This window comes from Candidatus Nanohalococcus occultus, from assembly GCF_029207735.1.
In the GTDB taxonomy this organism is placed as follows: Archaea; Nanohalarchaeota; Nanosalinia; order Nanosalinales; family Nanosalinaceae; genus Nanohalococcus; species Nanohalococcus occultus.
Map to the genome: position 1 here is coordinate 350030 of NZ_CP104395.1, position 14740 is coordinate 364769.

A 14740-nucleotide genomic window follows, 5' to 3' on the forward strand; every position below is an offset into this window, starting at 1 on the left:
AGCCGAGCTATGTTTTCATATTCCTTTTTTACAATTTTCTCGCCACTGGTAGCATATGAGTTTAGAAACTTTCAAACAGAAGGCAAAAGAGCTTGTTGAACAACTTGATAACCCTGCGTCGATCCGAACCCCGGGACGGACTTGGACTCGTTACCCGGAACTAAGTGTTGCGGAAAAAGATGATGCCTTCGAACCTGAGATAAAGGCGAAGGGAGAAATCGAGGTCAAAACAGGTGCCGAAGCCTTCGAGGCCGCAGAAGAGAAGTTCATGGAGCTACTGGAAGTTGATGAGAACAAGTTAAATGCGGTACATGTAGCGAACCTGAACTCTGTTATCTATATCCGCGCAGAGGGCCGAGCAGAAGTCAGTATAAAATACAGAGCCGAATCCGATCTTTTCAACCATCTAGTAGTTGAGACCGAGGAAAGCGCCGAACTCCAGATAACGGAAAGCTTTGAAGGTTCTGCGGAAAATGTTACATCTTTTGATGAGTTTTACCTATCTGAGAACTCGACGGTTAACTACGGCTGCGTACAGTCGATGAACGCGGAGTTCATCTACTCGCGGAAAAAAGCGGTTCTGGAAGATTACTCGAAGATCAACTGGCTGAACTCAAGTTTCGGAGGCCAGCTAGCCCGTACGAAGATAGAAACAATACTTAAGGGGGATGGCACCGAAACCGAGAAACTCGCCACCTGGTATCCGACCGGCCAGCAACACATAGATACCTCGCTTCACGTGAGACACATGGGTGAAAATACCAAGTGCCAGATGGATTCACGGGCGGTAGTCGACGGTGAAGCCAGATCTGTCTACGAAGGCCTCCAGAAAGTTGAAGAGGTCGCAGAGGATACCTCCAGCTTCCAAGACGAAGAAGTCCTAGTTCTATCCGATAAAGCAGAGGTAGATGCTTCACCGAAACTCATGATCGAGAACCCGGACGTCGAAGCATCCCATGCCGCATCAACAGGCAGCATCGACGATAAAAAACAGCATTACATTCAGAGCCGTGGGCTGGACGATAATGCGGCCGAAAAACTTATCGTGAAAGGATTTTTCGAGCCTGTGCTTCAGGAGATCGAGCTACCGGAGCTAAAGGAAAAAGTAAGACGGCAGGTAAGAAAAAAGCTCAAAGAATAGCTGTCTGAGCTATTCTGACTGTATTTTTGTTTATTCCTGAACTTACCTCGCCGATCGATGTAAAGTTTATAAGACTTTAGGTAAAGTATACTTTACATGAAGAGTCTATTTGAGTACGGCAGAAAACTGTATTTTGCGGTTTTGATAGCAGGCATAGTTGGATCGGTTGTTTTGTTCAATACAGGCTATGAGCTAGAGGCGGCTGTAGTAACTGCGGTTGCGGTAGTTTCCCTGCTTCTGATTGGTAGAAAAAGCACTAAACCTATATTTGACGAACGTGATACTGCGCTCGCCGAAGAATCAACTCATGCCGCTGTTATGTGGTCTGGAGCTTTCGGCGGCGTTGCGATGATCGTTATATCGATCGGAATCGGACTCGGTCGATGGAGCTACCCGGACTGGGCCGCACCGTATTACCTTTCCTGGGGAGCTATAATATCACTAGCGGCTCTTATAGAGGTCTTGAAACGTTATCGGGTGATAGAGTGAGGAGAGCTGACTTTCTTCCGGCAAGGATGAATGCGCTGTGGTTTACTTATGTCGCGCTTTTCCTGTTTTCGCTGATGCCGAACTGGGGCCTGTACCTTGATATGTTTGAGATCGCTGCGGTATCAGGTTTCTGGATTGTATTAGTTAATCTCTGGAGCTGGTATAGCGGTCGGCCGATTATAGACGAACGCAAACAACAGATAGCAACTGAAGCAATGTCATGGGGTTTTGTAGTGGTTTCACTTGCCTTGATACCGGCAGGAACCACAGGTATCGAGTTAAATCCGCAACTGATAAGATCTACGGCAGAACTAGGTCTATGGGCGTGGCTAATAGTTTTTTCCCTGAAGAACCTAGTTCAGTTGAGGGGCGGTTCTGATGAGTGATTTCCCTGAAGTGATGCGTCTGGCAACTATGCTTTTCGTACTGCCGATCTGGCTGATAGTAACCGGATTTTTCGCAGTAGAAGGTATGTATCTTTACGCCTTAGCATCCGTTCTTTTCGGACTCATGATGGCTTACGGAGCTTATCAGAACATAGATAGTCTTCGGAGAGAGGATAACCTCGATGATGAACGCGCCGTTGAAATAAATAGGAAGGCTGCTTCCAGCGCGTTCTGGACGCTTTTCAACATCGGTCTGATCTGGAGCCTGGCCACAGGATTTTACGCAGAAAGCATTTCCGGCCTGGGAACTCTCCAGACTTACGATGCCTATGTAGCCATCCCGGCAGCCCTGATAACATACCTGTGTTTTAGAGTTTACTACCGAGTTTATGGACTGGAGGCTGACTTCTGGAAGCTGAAGCTATGAGTGTAGAAAACAAACTGAAAGTATACCGGGCGGAAAAAGACATCACACAGAAAGAACTGGCGGTCAAGATGGATGTGTCCCGACAGACAATCAACGCAATCGAGACCGGAAAATACAGCCCAAGCCTCGAACTCGCGCTGAAAATAGCAGAGTTCTTCGATACAGACCTAGAGAACATATTCTGGTATGAAAACTGAAAAACAATGCTCCGGTGAATACATTCATCCATCGGTTTCCGCGGCGGTTAAAAACTTTTTGAAAGACTACATTCTTAGTGTTTTCTAAAATTAGACAGAAATTCCAGTCGGTATTCAAGACTAAAGACGAACTCGATCTGACAAACGGACCGGTAGGGAAGAACTTATTTTACCTCTCGCTACCTATAATTGTAATTAACCTTTTACAGACAATGTATAACCTTGCGGATACTTTCTGGCTTGGCCAGCTAAGCGAAGAAGCACTCGCCGCAATCACATTCGCGTTTCCACTTGTCTTTTTCCTGATCTCGCTAGGAATGGGGCTTTCGGTCGCAGGAAGCGTTCTAGTCGCACAGTTCGAAGGGAAAAACAAAAGTGAGAAAGTAGATTTCGCAGCATCCCAGACTATCACCTTCAGTCTCGTAGCGTCCGCCATACTCGGCGTTATAGGCTACTTCTTCATCGGAGATGTCGTATCGCTACTAGGAGCGTCTCCAGAAGTGGTTCCTAAAGCAGCAGGTTACATGCAGATAATCTCGCTCGGACTGTTTTTCATGTTCGGATTCTTCGTATTCATGGCTTTGATGAGAGGCTACGGAGACACAGTAACGCCAATGCTGTTGATGCTAGCTACAGTGATACTAAACATCGTTCTCGATCCATTCCTGATCTTCGGATGGTGGATCTTCCCTTCAATGGGAGTACAAGGAGCAGCCGTAGCCACAGTCGCCTCAAGAGCGCTGGCAATGTTCATAGGACTAGCGATACTGTTCAGCGGGAAAAGAGGGGTCAAGCTATCCCTGTCAAACATGGTGCCGGATCTTGATTTCTTCAGAAAAATGCTGAAGATCGGCTTACCGGCAAGCTTCGAGTCCACAACGCGCTCCATATCGGTGAACTTGTTGGTGGCGGTTGTAGGATACAACTTCCTAGATCCAGTGGTCGCAGGATACGGTATAGGGGTTAGAGTGTTCTCTCTGATCTTTTTGCCTGCTATAGCTATAGGTAAAGGCGTGGAAACAATGACCGGCCAAAATCTTGGAGCCGGAAAACCTGACCGTGCTGAAAAGGCCGCTAAAATCGGAGCCAAATATACATTAGCTATTCTAACAGGTGTCGGCGTGGTTGTTTTCTTCACTGCTCGTCCTATCGCATCAGTCTTTACAACAAACCCTGATGTGGCCGCGACTGCCGCAGAGTTCCTCAGATACGTCGCATTCAGCTTTGGGTTTATAGGTGTTTTAAGATCGTTCTCAGGAAGTTTCCGGGGCGCAGGTAAAACCATGGTGGCTGCCGCTGTCTCAATAATGACTCTGGGAGTAATCCGATTACCTATAGCGTACTTCGGAGCTATAGAACTGGGTACAGTCGGTGTATGGATAGCTTTCTTTGTATCAAACATTTTGGGAGCTATAATCGCATATCTATGGTACAGGCGAGGTACGTGGCGTAAAGACTTTGATCCGGAAGAAAGCAAAAAAGGAGAGGTTGCTGAAGAGCTTGATGACTTCGGGCAGACAATTACAGATCATTTCAAGTCTGTGCTGCCTGGAAAAGAGCTTTTCAGCTCTTTAAGTGGGTAAGAACGGAAGGGTTGTCTGCCTGGTTTATCGGAGATGGATCTAGGTAAAAAAGATTCAGCTCAATTAACTGGTTATGGAAACCGGTAAAATCAGAGACGACTTCCCGATATTTCAGGAGCGAACAGAACTCAGCTATCTGGATAATGCGGCAACCACTCAGAAACCAGCGCAGGTAATTGAAGCCGTAGAAAAGTTCTACAGCCAGAATAACTCGAATGTCGGCAGAGGACTCTACGATCTAGCAGCGGACTCGACGAAAGCATACAGCCAGGCCAGAAAAAACATAGCGGAGTTCATAGGAGCAGACGCGGATGAAACAGTGTTTGTCCGCGGATGTACCGAGGCAGTGAACTTGCTGGCTTCCTCGCTTGATATCGAAGGACGTATGGCTCTTCCAGAATTAGCACATCACTCCGAGCAACTGCCTTGGAGGGAAAACTTTGAGGAAATAGATTTCATACCTGTAAAAGACGGTAAAATCGATATAGATGCCGCAGAAGAACTGATAACTCAAAAAACGGCTGTTGTATCTGTTCCGCATGTATCAAATGTATATGGTACGGTTCAGCCGGTCGAGCAGTTAGTCGAACTCGCACACGAAAACGATGCCTTGGTTGTTCTTGATGCCGCTCAGTCCGTCCCGTCCATGCCGGTCGATTTCCACGAGCTGGACGTGGATTTCGCGATGTTTTCCGGCCACAAAATGCTTGGGCCGACAGGAATCGGAGTACTGTACGGTAAAAGGAATTTGCTTGAAGAAATGACGCCTTACCAGGTCGGAGGGGGCATGGTAGACTCTGTGACCAAGCAAGAAGTTGAGTACAAACCTGCTCCTGAAAAATTTGAGGCAGGGACTCCTAACATCGCAGGAGCTGTTGGTTTATCCGCGGCCGTCGATTACTTACGGCAGTTCGAACCCGAAGAAATTCTAGAACACGAACGAGAGCTAAACAGGCATCTAGTCAAGCAGTTGAGAACTATTGAAGGCATAAAAGTTCTTTCACCTGTAGAAGCAACGATCACATCGTTTACAGCGGAGTTCGCACATCCGCATGATATAGCAGAAGTTTTGAACCAGAACAATGTAGCTGTCCGGGCTGGGAATCACTGCGCACAACCTTTAATGGAAAAACATGGTATAAACGGAACGGTCAGAGCATCTCCTTATATTTACAATACTGAAAAAGATGTTCGCAGACTCGTCCGCGCGGTAAAGGAAGCCAAGAGGGTTTTCGATGTATAGAGAAGAGATACTTGATCTCTATAGAAAACCTGTTAATGTCGGGGTTATAGAAGATGTTAAACCGGCGAGTGGAGAAAACGCCAGTTGTGGGGACTCAACGGAGATCTATGTAAAGACGGTCGACGGCGAGATAAAGGATGTAAAACATCAGTCTGATGCCTGTGCTATTGCTACGGCCTCTATCTGTATTTTATCGAGTAAAATTCAGGGGATGAGTGTTGAAGAACTCAGAGATCTTGACAAAGAATGGATGCTTGATCAGTTAGGCGTTGAGATTTCTCCAATGAGATTGAAATGCGCCTTGTTAGGGCTAAATACAGTTCAGGATGCCATAGAGTAAGGGTTTCGCTGCTCGCTGGGATAAGTTAAGAAACTTCTGATCAATGATTTTTCTATGAGTCTAGAAGTCAAGAATTTGGAAGCATCCGTAGAAGATGAGAAGATACTAAGAGGAGTCTCTCTAGAGGTCAATCCTGGAGAGATCCACGCAATAATGGGGCCGAACGGTTCCGGTAAGTCCACTCTCTGTAAGTCCTTGATGGGCAACCCGGTCTATACGGTCGATGACGGCCAGATCCTTATCGACGGAGAGGACGTAACCGATGAGGAAACAGACGAGCGCGCACGGAAAGGCCTTTTCCTAGCCTTCCAGTATCCAAGTGAGATCTCCGGTATCAAGGTAGCAGAGTTCCTGAAGGAAGCGCTCGATGCCCGCCGTGAGGAAAAAGGCGAGGAGCCGATGCCTCAGACAGAGTTCAACGAACTGCTGAGAGAGAAACTTGACCTGCTGGATATGGATGAAGAGTACGCCCGCAGATACCTGAATGAAGGATTTTCCGGCGGAGAAAAGAAGAGAAACGAGATCCTACAGATGGCGGTACTCGATCCAAAGTATGCGGTGCTGGATGAGATTGATTCCGGGCTAGACATCGATGCGTTACAGGTCGTAGCCAAGGGAATCAACAAACTAGCCAACCAGGATCAAGGCGTTTTGATGATCACACATTACCAGAGAATTCTTGATCACGTCAAGCCAGATCACGTCCACGTCATGATGGACGGAGAGATAGTGGAAAGCGGTGGATCGGAGCTAGCCGAGAAGCTGGAAGATGAAGGGTATGAATGGCTCACGGAATAACGTGTTCAAAAGGGTAGTCCTTGTCTGAGGGAGGCTGGAAGCGGTAGACGTCCGCAGCTATCCTTGCTTCCTCTCCGTCCGAGACTGCTTTTTCAATCCCGTTTTCTACCTTCGAGAAATCCGTCCTCGGATTCTTCACTCCGGAGGGATGCGCAACTACAAGAAACATGTCTTCGATGTTGTCGTAGACATCTGTCTCCATAGTTCTGAACTCTGCGGCAAAGTCATAGAGCTGATTTCTTCCGAACTCCAGATCTGACTCCGAGTTCCCGTAGGACTTTCCCTGTACAAGATAGTGGCTATTATTTTCTTCATCGGTCAGCAGCCAGTCTTCGACCGTCACCGGTTTTTCCCCAATAGCTGTCTCTTCCCTCATGGAGTCGATATTTAATTCGGGGAACTCCGGAGGAAAGTAGCTTTCCTGTTCTTCAATGCCGTAGACAAAAGCCGGTCCGATCGAACCATGTAGGTTTCCCCGGTAAGTATCCTCATTTATCTCCAGAACAATTTTGAGCGGTTCCTCGAAGTCTTCCCGAAATCCCATGTATGTGGTATAGAACAAGGATTCAAAACTGTTTCTGACCTGTCTATTTCTTCGCCAGCTTCAAAAACATGTGATCGGTCTCGTAAGGCTCTAAAGTCGTTCTATCGACTATCTCCATTTCCTTTTCGAGCTTCTCGATTACCTCCTCGTATATTTCCTCGGGTTCACGTGAGCTTGAGATTGATTTGGCTTTAACCGCCAGCAAACCAACTCCATCTTCTTTCAGGAACTTTCGGCAGTTTTTCAAAAATATCTCCGGCTGATCGCTTTGGGATATATCCTGGAAGACAATATCTGCCTTATCGAGGTATTGTTCGTACTCTCCCGGTTTTCTAGCGTCTCCGAGGATTGGAGCGATGTTCTCACGTTTTTCAGCCAGCTCCAGGAGTTTCCGGGCGACGGTATCAGAATACTCTATGCCTACCAGAAAGCCTCCGGTGAGTATGTCTGAAAAATGCGATACCGTTGTGCCTGAGGCCGCTCCCAGATAAAGAACAGTTGAATCAGGTTTTAACTCGATGTCGATGTCTTTCGCGATTGCACCGCCCGCCTTCGAACGGTGCGGATTCCACTCACGGTACTCGAGGCCATCTACTTCCAGCAGCTCCTCTCCATAAACTTTCTGTCCTTCAACAGCGTTTTTCGTGAAAATCTTCGAGCCTTTCCTGAAAACTCCGGGTTGAATCTCTTTCATAATACTCTTTGAGCGCTACAACTGATTTAACTACCGGTCTCTTGCTAGTCTAAGTGCTTTCCGGGCGGCAACTCTAGCGTTTTCCGGAGTCTCAATCTCTTCGATCTCCTCGATTGTGAACCATTCGAGGCCATCGTGTTCGTGTCCATGGCTCGCATCCTGTTTTTCGATAGGCTCTCCGAGAAACTGGAAATCACAGTGAAGATGATCATCGGAGATAGGATGAATGTTTACGTTAAACGGTCTGGGAAGATCTTGGGATACAGAATCGTAGCTGGTCTCCGGGACAAAATCTTTACTTATTCTTACTTTCCATCCAGTTTCCTCTAATGTTTCACGTAAAGCAGCCTCATCAGGGGTCTCATCCGCTTCTATATGTCCGCCGGGAGGCAGCCATTTTCCAAGCTTCGAGTGTTTCAGAAAAAGAACCTTCCCGTCCTCTACTATAAAACAGCTTGCGGTAAAGTCCCTGTCCGCCTCCTCAGGAACTCTCATTCTTTCAAGCTCTGGTACTTTTCCTGTGCCTCGTCCCGCAAGCTCTTTCCTTTATCCTTATCGCCGTAGACATCGAGCCGGGCGGCGATAGCGGCTTTGTTCCCGATGAACCTGGCCATCTTGCCTCTCTTATCTTCCGGCAGATCGGAGACGAAAGGATGTTCGAATATCACTCCGTGTTTCGGAGGCGTTCCTTCTCCACGAAGGTAACGGAACAGTGCTTTCTCCGCGCCAAGCATCTGAATGGTTGAAGCCGGCTCTTTGGCTAAGCCTTCAAGCGATCCTTCAATAGCTATTACTTTAGCGGCCAGTATAGGATCGAGCAGCTTCGATAGGTTCGGCATAACCTCTAAGGCAGAGTCTTTTACATACTCTCTGATCTCCTCTCTGATCTCGTGACTTGATTCTATGCGTTCAAAGGCAGTTTCAAGCATCTCTCTGTCCTTCCCTTCCAGAGGTGAGCCAGTGGATTTTTCTGCCATCTCTTGGAAAGGATCCAGCTCGTCTCTGTGAATCCCTCTTTTCAGCAGCTTCACGAACTCATCGTCGTCCTGAATCTCCTCTTCCAGTTCTGGGAAGTGGATCGCATACCAGTCTCTGAACCGTTCAACCTCGTTGCTGTAACCTCTCTCAACTTCTTCCAAGTATTTGACAGCTTTCACGATGAACTGATCGCGGTCAGCCTGCTTTAGGTTCTCACGGGTTTCCTCTAGGGCTTTTTTCCTTAAATCTTCTTTATCCATTATTCTGTACCCTGGATGCCCATCATTATCTTTTTAGCTTCTATCTCGGGCTTGGAACGATCCATTTCCTCAGCTAGATCCTCGATCTCCTTGTCAACGTTCTGTAGAAGGAACCGTTCTTCCCATCGGGCGAATCCTGTCCATTCATCGATCTCCTCCATTTTCTCATGAAGCTCGGAGTCTTTGTCCATGAAGTTCTCGAGTTCCTTGTTTGTCATCGACTTTCTGTTCTTCGCAAGATGCTCTACCTCGCGTGGATCCCAGGCGAAAGGTATCTTCGATTCCGATTCTTTTTCAGCCCTGCTCTCAAGTTTCTCCTTCTTTTCAGGTGCTTTCCCTACATCACTTGTCTGTTCGTTGAGGATCTCCTTTGCCTTATCGGCCAGATAGTCCTTGAACTCTTCATCTTCCATAATAACTATTTGATCGGCGAAGTTTCAAAACCTTGTCTGAGCGCCTCCCATTTCTTTAAGAAGCTAACCACGATTACTATCTATAGGAAGCCGTGCTTGCCGCGGCTTATTGCGCGATCCTCGAAACTCAGTCGAGTTTCTGTGAACGCAGAAAAAGGAGGTTTTCGAGTGTAGCGTAACACGATGCGGCGATAGTCCAGTGGCTAAGACATGTGCTTGCCATGCACATAACCCGGGTTCAAATCCCGGTCGCCGCAAACTGCTGTCAGTTTGATCAACATAAGCCATGGCGAGCATGGCTTTCAGAGGTTTTGTAAGATTGCTAAAAGAAAAAATTGATTCAATTACCGAGGAACAGGCTAGAAACGCCAACCTGGTTTTCTCCACGACGGCCGGCTTGATCTATTTCTGGCTCGCGTTCAACATGAACTTGCTTGGACCGATGGCGTTTCTCGCACCGATTCTGGTAGCAGCCGCATTTGACTGGAGTACGGTTTACTTCGTACATTCAGGAGTTCTATCCGGCACTTTAACCAAGATTATGAGCGAGGAAAACGCCGATAGTTTCATGAAGATGCATCTGTGGCCTGGAATGGTTGGCTACCTACTACTCGTCGGATTCAGTGTCTCGCTTTTCTTCACGAGAATCGAACCGCTTTACTACGGACACCTAGCGGGCTGGACGGTAATGTATCTGTCAGGACTTTACCCTTACTCGAAGCTGAGATAACTCCGGCCGGTTAGCTCAAAAAAGATTCCGTCCAAACTCGTTTCTATGGATAAGGAAAAATTCGTAGTTGATACATCAGCTTTCATGACAGAGGACGCTCGGGAAAACAACGAGTCGATGGCAGAGGCTGTAGAGAGAATACTGGATACGTTGAAACGCGCCGAGCAAGAAAAGGGATTCAAGTTTTACATGCCGGATTCGACCTTCGAGGAGCTTGAGAAAATAATGGAAGGCAGTGTCAGCGACGAAGTTCTCAGTAAATTAAATACCTGGGTCAGGTGCCGTAGCCCGTCTCGCCACGAGGTAAAGGTCCCTGGCGATATGATGTACAAGTTCGTCGAGGAAATGCGGAAAAGAGTCGATAAAGGCTTGAGAGATTCGGAGAAAGCACTTCACAAGCTCGATGAGATGGAAGAAGAGCCTGAACACGAGTACTACGATCAGGTCGATGTAGCAGTCTCCGATCTACGTGATGATTACAAACAGACCATGAGAAAGGGCATAGTTGATTCAAAGGAGGATCTGGATCTACTTTTACTTGCCAAAGAACTTGATGGGACTCTGGTCTCCGAAGACCGCGGGGTTTTGAACTGGGCCGATGAGTTCGGAATAACTCACTTGGAGGGCAACAAGCTCGCAGACGTACTGGAAGAAAGGCTTTAACTGTTCGAAAGCATTCGAACAGCTCATAAGTGTTTAAAACAAGGCGGTGTGAATAATCCTGTATGAGAGTTCTCGAGAAAACTGCTTTAATCGTTCTATCAGCTGTTTTACTTTCTTCTATGGCGCTGGCGTATTCCAACACTGACGATCTCAAGGTCTATAAGGGGGAGAAAGCCGATCTAGGCAACTACAGTTTCAGTTATATTGATGTGCCGGATCGAAGACTTGAGATTTCCGAGGAAAGACAGGATTCTCGTTTCATACTTGAACAGGCTACTTTCGACGAGCTTTACGGTCAGGGAGAGCGGATGTTCGATTTCCCGACTGAAAACTTATGGGTCAGGTTTAATGGGCTTGGATGGTCTGATAGAGGAAGCTACATGAACTTAACTGTTAGCTCCGATGAAGATATTTTCTCTGATGCGAAGTTGACTGCGGATGTGCCTCGAAGAGTTATTGCCGCCCGAGGCGATGAGATATCGGTTCCGTTAACCCTTGAAAACAGTGGAACTCAGAACAAAACATACAATTTGTCCGTAAATGATCTTGAGGGTATTCTCGTAACTTACAATTATCAGGGGTTTAACGTTTCAAGTATTGAGGTTCCGGCAGGTGAAAAATTCGATATTACAGCCACTATAGAGGTACTTGAGTCGGCTAAAGCACAGAGAACTGGTATTGTCTTCAGAGGAGAATCTTCCCGTAATGTCACTGAGGAGATCAATTTAGAGGTTAGAGGCGCGGAGAAAACCAGGCAGCTGGACTTCGAGATAAGTGAAAACTATATTACGACCTGGCCGGGCAAACAGGCCAGTTTAAACGTTGAGTTCAGGAACCGCGGTCAGGCGCCGATCACCAACCTGGAGACGGATATACAGGCACCTGAAAACTGGGAGGTCGAATCCAGAGGTCTTGAGAGACCTAAAGATGTACTAGCACAGTACGATCGGTATAGCGACTATTATACTGTAAAGGTTCCGGGCAACGTTGAGGCAGGTGACTACTACATAACGGTTGATCCAAGCTCCGATAACCTGGATATCGAAGCTAAGGAGATCCGCGTACATGTCAGGACGAAAAGCGGTCTTAGTTACATCGGTGTGGGGCTGATCTTTGTAAGCCTGCTTGGGATGGGAGGGACGTACTGGAAACTCGGGAGGAGGTAAAAAATGGCTTCTTTGAAGATTGAAGGTCTGGAAAAAAGCTATGGCAGTTTCAAGGTTCTGAAAGGTATTAATCTCGAGGTAAAGGAAGGGGAGGTCTACGGTCTTCTCGGTCCGAACGGAGCCGGTAAAACCACGTTGTTCCGGACTATTATCGGACTCTTGAATCAGGACTCTGGAGAGGTCACGTTGGAAGGCATAGAGGACTCGAAAGACCTCAGGCAGGAACTAGGATATTTGCCATCTGATATTAACTTCTATGAATCGATGGATGCTAGAGAAAACCTCAGATTTTTCTCTACACTTGTAAAGCAAGATCCGGATATCGAAGAACTGATTGAACTTGTAGGACTGAAGGATGCAGCAGACAAAAAAGTAGGAGGATACTCTACAGGCATGAAAAAACGGTTAGGGATCGCACAGTCCTTGATAAAGGATCCAAGCGTGATTATTTACGATGAGCCGACAACAGGACTTGATCCAGAGGGAAAAAAGAGTTTTAGAGAGCTTATACAGCGAATTAACCAGCAGAAAAACAAGACAATTATTCTCTCGTCCCACGTTACAAAAGAGATCGGCCCGCTATGCGACCGGTTCGGCGTGCTGAACGATGGCGTTATAAAGGCCGCAGGCACTCGTAAAGAGCTTGGTGAACACGCAGAAGACGGATTAGTGGTTGAAGTTAAAACAACGGATATTGAAGCTCTTGAAAACGTCTTACAGGACTTCGACTATGAGATCGAGAAAGGTTATGCGAAGGTCTCCTTGAAGGATCGTCCGCGCAGACAGCTTTTAGAGAGAATCCTGGACGAAGATCTTGAGATCGAGCGGTTTGAGATCAGCGGTCAAACACTCGAAGACGCGTACATGAGGCTGACCTCCTGATGGGTTCTAAGTGGGACATAGCATCTCAGGAGGTATCTAACTATTTTTCAAGCCGCAAGTTTCTGCTTGTGCTAGGCATATTCACAATTTTCTGTCTTGGATCTGTTTACGTAGGTTACGATAACTATCAGTCGAGTTTAGAGCGTTTTGCCTCGGGCAATACTTACGGTGAAGCTCCAAGCCCTCCTGAACTTATAGAAGTTTTTACTCCGCTGATCAGCTTTAATTTCCCTTTAGCTGCTGGGTTGCTCGCAATTATTTTGAGTTATGATGCGATATCCGGTGAAAGAGAAAAAGGAACCTTCGAGTTACTTCTATCTTATCCAGTTTACCGTGATGAGGTTATAAACGGTAAGTTCATCGCTTCGGGCTTTATGGTCGCGCTGTGCCTACTTTTCTCACTGATGGCTTCTTCAGGTCTTGCTATATACTTAACATCGAAGATTCCTGGTGTTTCTGATATCATACGTCTGGGTCTTGTATGGGTAGGTACATCGACTTACATGTTTTTCTTCCTAGGACTTGGAGTTCTTACATCGACTGCTTTGAAGACTAGCTGGAGGTCTTTGATCGCCTCTGCTTTCATACTGCTTGTTTTCGTAGCTATGCCGCTCTTAAGCAATTTGGTCGCGGGTTTTGTGGTAGATAGCGGGCCGGAGGCTGAGAACGTATATGAGAGAAGGCAGGTTTTCTCTGAGTCGGTATCGAAGTATTCGCCGTCTGTGGCTTATACAGAGTACTCGAAGAAAGTTATGGCTATGGAGACGGAGAACTCGACTTTGAGAGAGAGTTTTAACTCATCGGTCGGTAACTTGATCTATCTTCTCGGAGTAACTATGGTTTCGTTTATGCTCTCGTATCTGTTTTTCATGAGGCAGGATATCTAGGAGTCGTCCGTTCCCTCAGGGTGCTTGCCGATGAATTTCTCGATGTCTTCAATCGCTGGCTCTTTTTTCAGGTATCCGTAGCCGGGCTGGTCGATAGTTAACGTGATGTTATCGCCAAGAACTTTGTAGTTTCCTGTTTCAGCTTCGATGATGCGTATAACTGCTTCTGTCTTTGAATGGTGCCATCGGTCTCCGTCTCTGATCCATTCGCCGACTTTCCGCAGATTTTCCACGAGACTTGAGTACTGTTTTCTCTCGTTTTTCGATGTCAGGACTACATCGTCTTGCTCGTAGAGCAGGTACTGGCCGCCGTTCGGTCCTTGAACCCAGATGCCGTTGTCGGTCTTTTCCTTTACCGTCAGAGGGGTTTTCTTATCGTTGTAGAGGATTTTTTCACCTTCCTCGAGATCTTCCAGTTCCACGGTACATGGGTCTTCTGGAAGAGTTAAATCTCTTTTTTAGATCAGGTTGTCGGCGGTCGCAGCGCCGATAACTGAGAAAACGGATATGATTGAGACTGTTTTCAGAATCTCGGCTGTTGATGCGCCAAAGGTCTGGGCTGTGGCTGTAAGAGTTAAAACCAGTAGTACTGAGCCGAAGCTTACGGCCATAAGTGAGATGTAACGCAGTGTTACTCCGAAAACTTTTCTCTCGGTTTCAAAATCTCTATCCTGCTTTGCTACGTAAAGTATTCCGTGACCTAAAAGCAGTGTGACCGCTATGCTTGCTAAAGATTGCTGTGTGGAGGTGTTGGATGCGATAGTCCATACTTCTTCCGTGAAGATGAAAGGAGCTGAAAGCAGGGCGCTTCCCACTATCTGCTGGAAGAAATCGTCTCCTCCGAAAGGATACTTTGAGGACGCTTCCTGTACCAGTTCGCGGATCACGGTAGCTCAAGATTTATCTCTTTAGTTTATAA

General features: G+C 46.9%; 21 protein-coding genes and 1 tRNA gene. 15 read left to right on the forward strand and 7 right to left on the reverse strand.

The window, feature by feature from the left end; all coding sequences use genetic code 11:
* The first annotated feature begins 55 nt into the window (after positions 1 to 55).
* The 9 genes from SVXnc_RS01780 (at position 56) to sufC (ending at position 6604) form a co-directional block, all read left to right on the forward strand.
* The gene (locus SVXnc_RS01780; protein ID WP_347722250.1) at positions 56 to 1141 is read left to right on the forward strand and encodes a SufD family Fe-S cluster assembly protein; all 1086 of its coding nucleotides are present in this window, start codon (positions 56 to 58) and stop codon (positions 1139 to 1141) included.
* A gap of 96 nt (positions 1142 to 1237) precedes the next feature.
* A complete protein-coding gene (locus SVXnc_RS01785; RefSeq protein ID WP_347722251.1) occupies positions 1238 to 1630 on the forward strand; it encodes a hypothetical protein in 393 nt (130 codons plus the stop codon).
* Entirely contained in the window at positions 1627 to 2016 is a 390-nt protein-coding gene (locus SVXnc_RS01790; protein WP_347722252.1) for a hypothetical protein, read from the forward strand. The genes SVXnc_RS01785 and SVXnc_RS01790 overlap by 4 nt, the downstream gene beginning before the upstream one ends.
* Positions 2009 to 2443: a DUF2178 domain-containing protein gene (locus SVXnc_RS01795; RefSeq protein WP_347722253.1), complete on the forward strand. Its 435-nt coding sequence runs from the start codon at positions 2009 to 2011 to the stop codon at positions 2441 to 2443. Before SVXnc_RS01790 ends, SVXnc_RS01795 begins: the two co-directional genes overlap by 8 nt.
* Positions 2440 to 2640, forward strand: coding sequence for a helix-turn-helix transcriptional regulator (locus SVXnc_RS01800; protein WP_347722254.1), 201 nt, complete (start codon positions 2440 to 2442; stop codon positions 2638 to 2640). Before SVXnc_RS01795 ends, SVXnc_RS01800 begins: the two co-directional genes overlap by 4 nt.
* A 77-nt stretch (positions 2641 to 2717) precedes the next feature.
* Positions 2718 to 4223 (forward strand): MATE family efflux transporter, encoded by a 1506-nt coding sequence (locus SVXnc_RS01805; protein WP_347722255.1) that lies wholly within the window; start codon positions 2718 to 2720, stop codon positions 4221 to 4223.
* 73 nt (positions 4224 to 4296) lie between these two features.
* The gene (locus SVXnc_RS01810) at positions 4297 to 5466 is read left to right on the forward strand and encodes an aminotransferase class V-fold PLP-dependent enzyme (protein WP_347722256.1); all 1170 of its coding nucleotides are present in this window, start codon (positions 4297 to 4299) and stop codon (positions 5464 to 5466) included.
* Positions 5459 to 5806 carry an iron-sulfur cluster assembly scaffold protein gene (locus SVXnc_RS01815; protein ID WP_347722257.1) on the forward strand — a complete coding sequence of 116 codons (348 nt, stop codon included), beginning with the start codon at positions 5459 to 5461 and terminating at the stop codon, positions 5804 to 5806. Before SVXnc_RS01810 ends, SVXnc_RS01815 begins: the two co-directional genes overlap by 8 nt.
* A 54-nt stretch (positions 5807 to 5860) precedes the next feature.
* Positions 5861 to 6604: a Fe-S cluster assembly ATPase SufC gene (gene sufC, locus SVXnc_RS01820; protein WP_347722258.1), complete on the forward strand. Its 744-nt coding sequence runs from the start codon at positions 5861 to 5863 to the stop codon at positions 6602 to 6604.
* Here the strand turns inward: sufC and SVXnc_RS01825 are convergent.
* From SVXnc_RS01825 to SVXnc_RS01845, 5 genes are read right to left on the reverse strand one after another with little or no spacing between them, the layout of a single operon-like run.
* Positions 6594 to 7148 carry a hypothetical protein gene (locus tag SVXnc_RS01825; protein WP_347722259.1) on the reverse strand — a complete coding sequence of 185 codons (555 nt, stop codon included), beginning with the start codon at positions 7146 to 7148 and terminating at the stop codon, positions 6594 to 6596. The genes sufC and SVXnc_RS01825 overlap by 11 nt on opposite strands.
* Positions 7149 to 7191: 43 nt before the next feature.
* A complete protein-coding gene (locus SVXnc_RS01830; RefSeq protein WP_347722260.1) occupies positions 7192 to 7842 on the reverse strand; it encodes a fibrillarin-like rRNA/tRNA 2'-O-methyltransferase in 651 nt (216 codons plus the stop codon).
* A gap of 30 nt (positions 7843 to 7872) precedes the next feature.
* A complete protein-coding gene (locus tag SVXnc_RS01835) occupies positions 7873 to 8337 on the reverse strand; it encodes an NUDIX hydrolase (protein ID WP_347722261.1) in 465 nt (154 codons plus the stop codon).
* Positions 8334 to 9080, reverse strand: a complete 747-nt coding sequence (locus tag SVXnc_RS01840; protein ID WP_347722262.1) for an NOP5/NOP56 family protein — start codon at positions 9078 to 9080, stop codon at positions 8334 to 8336. Before SVXnc_RS01840 ends, SVXnc_RS01835 begins: the two co-directional genes overlap by 4 nt.
* Positions 9080 to 9493, reverse strand: a complete 414-nt coding sequence (locus tag SVXnc_RS01845; protein ID WP_347722263.1) for a hypothetical protein — start codon at positions 9491 to 9493, stop codon at positions 9080 to 9082. The genes SVXnc_RS01840 and SVXnc_RS01845 overlap by 1 nt, the downstream gene beginning before the upstream one ends.
* Before the next feature lie 185 nt (positions 9494 to 9678).
* On the opposite strand from SVXnc_RS01845, the gene SVXnc_RS01850 reads away from it, so the two are divergent.
* The 6 genes from SVXnc_RS01850 to SVXnc_RS01875 all read left to right on the forward strand — a co-directional run bounded on the left by SVXnc_RS01850 (position 9679) and on the right by SVXnc_RS01875 (position 13821).
* Positions 9679 to 9750: transfer RNA gene (locus SVXnc_RS01850), tRNA-Gly, on the forward strand.
* A 62-nt stretch (positions 9751 to 9812) separates the two neighbouring features.
* On the forward strand, positions 9813 to 10223 hold the full coding sequence (locus SVXnc_RS01855) for a hypothetical protein (RefSeq protein WP_347722264.1): 411 nt from the start codon (positions 9813 to 9815) through the stop codon (positions 10221 to 10223).
* A gap of 45 nt (positions 10224 to 10268) precedes the next feature.
* Entirely contained in the window at positions 10269 to 10886 is a 618-nt protein-coding gene (locus tag SVXnc_RS01860; protein WP_347722265.1) for an RNA ligase partner protein, read from the forward strand.
* A gap of 62 nt (positions 10887 to 10948) precedes the next feature.
* Entirely contained in the window at positions 10949 to 12052 is a 1104-nt protein-coding gene (locus tag SVXnc_RS01865) for a COG1470 family protein (protein WP_347722266.1), read from the forward strand.
* Positions 12053 to 12055: 3 nt separating this feature from the next.
* The gene (locus tag SVXnc_RS01870) at positions 12056 to 12934 is read left to right on the forward strand and encodes an ABC transporter ATP-binding protein (RefSeq protein WP_347722267.1); all 879 of its coding nucleotides are present in this window, start codon (positions 12056 to 12058) and stop codon (positions 12932 to 12934) included.
* Positions 12934 to 13821: an ABC transporter permease gene (locus SVXnc_RS01875; protein ID WP_347722268.1), complete on the forward strand. Its 888-nt coding sequence runs from the start codon at positions 12934 to 12936 to the stop codon at positions 13819 to 13821. The genes SVXnc_RS01870 and SVXnc_RS01875 overlap by 1 nt, the downstream gene beginning before the upstream one ends.
* Here the strand turns inward: SVXnc_RS01875 and SVXnc_RS01880 are convergent.
* Together SVXnc_RS01880 and SVXnc_RS01885 are read right to left on the reverse strand one after the other, a co-directional pair.
* Positions 13818 to 14243, reverse strand: a complete 426-nt coding sequence (locus SVXnc_RS01880) for a hypothetical protein (protein ID WP_347722269.1) — start codon at positions 14241 to 14243, stop codon at positions 13818 to 13820. The two genes, SVXnc_RS01875 and SVXnc_RS01880, sit on opposite strands and share 4 nt — an antisense overlap.
* A gap of 36 nt (positions 14244 to 14279) precedes the next feature.
* On the reverse strand, positions 14280 to 14708 hold the full coding sequence (locus SVXnc_RS01885; protein ID WP_347722270.1) for a DUF2391 family protein: 429 nt from the start codon (positions 14706 to 14708) through the stop codon (positions 14280 to 14282).
* Between the last annotated feature and the right edge of the window lie 32 nt (positions 14709 to 14740).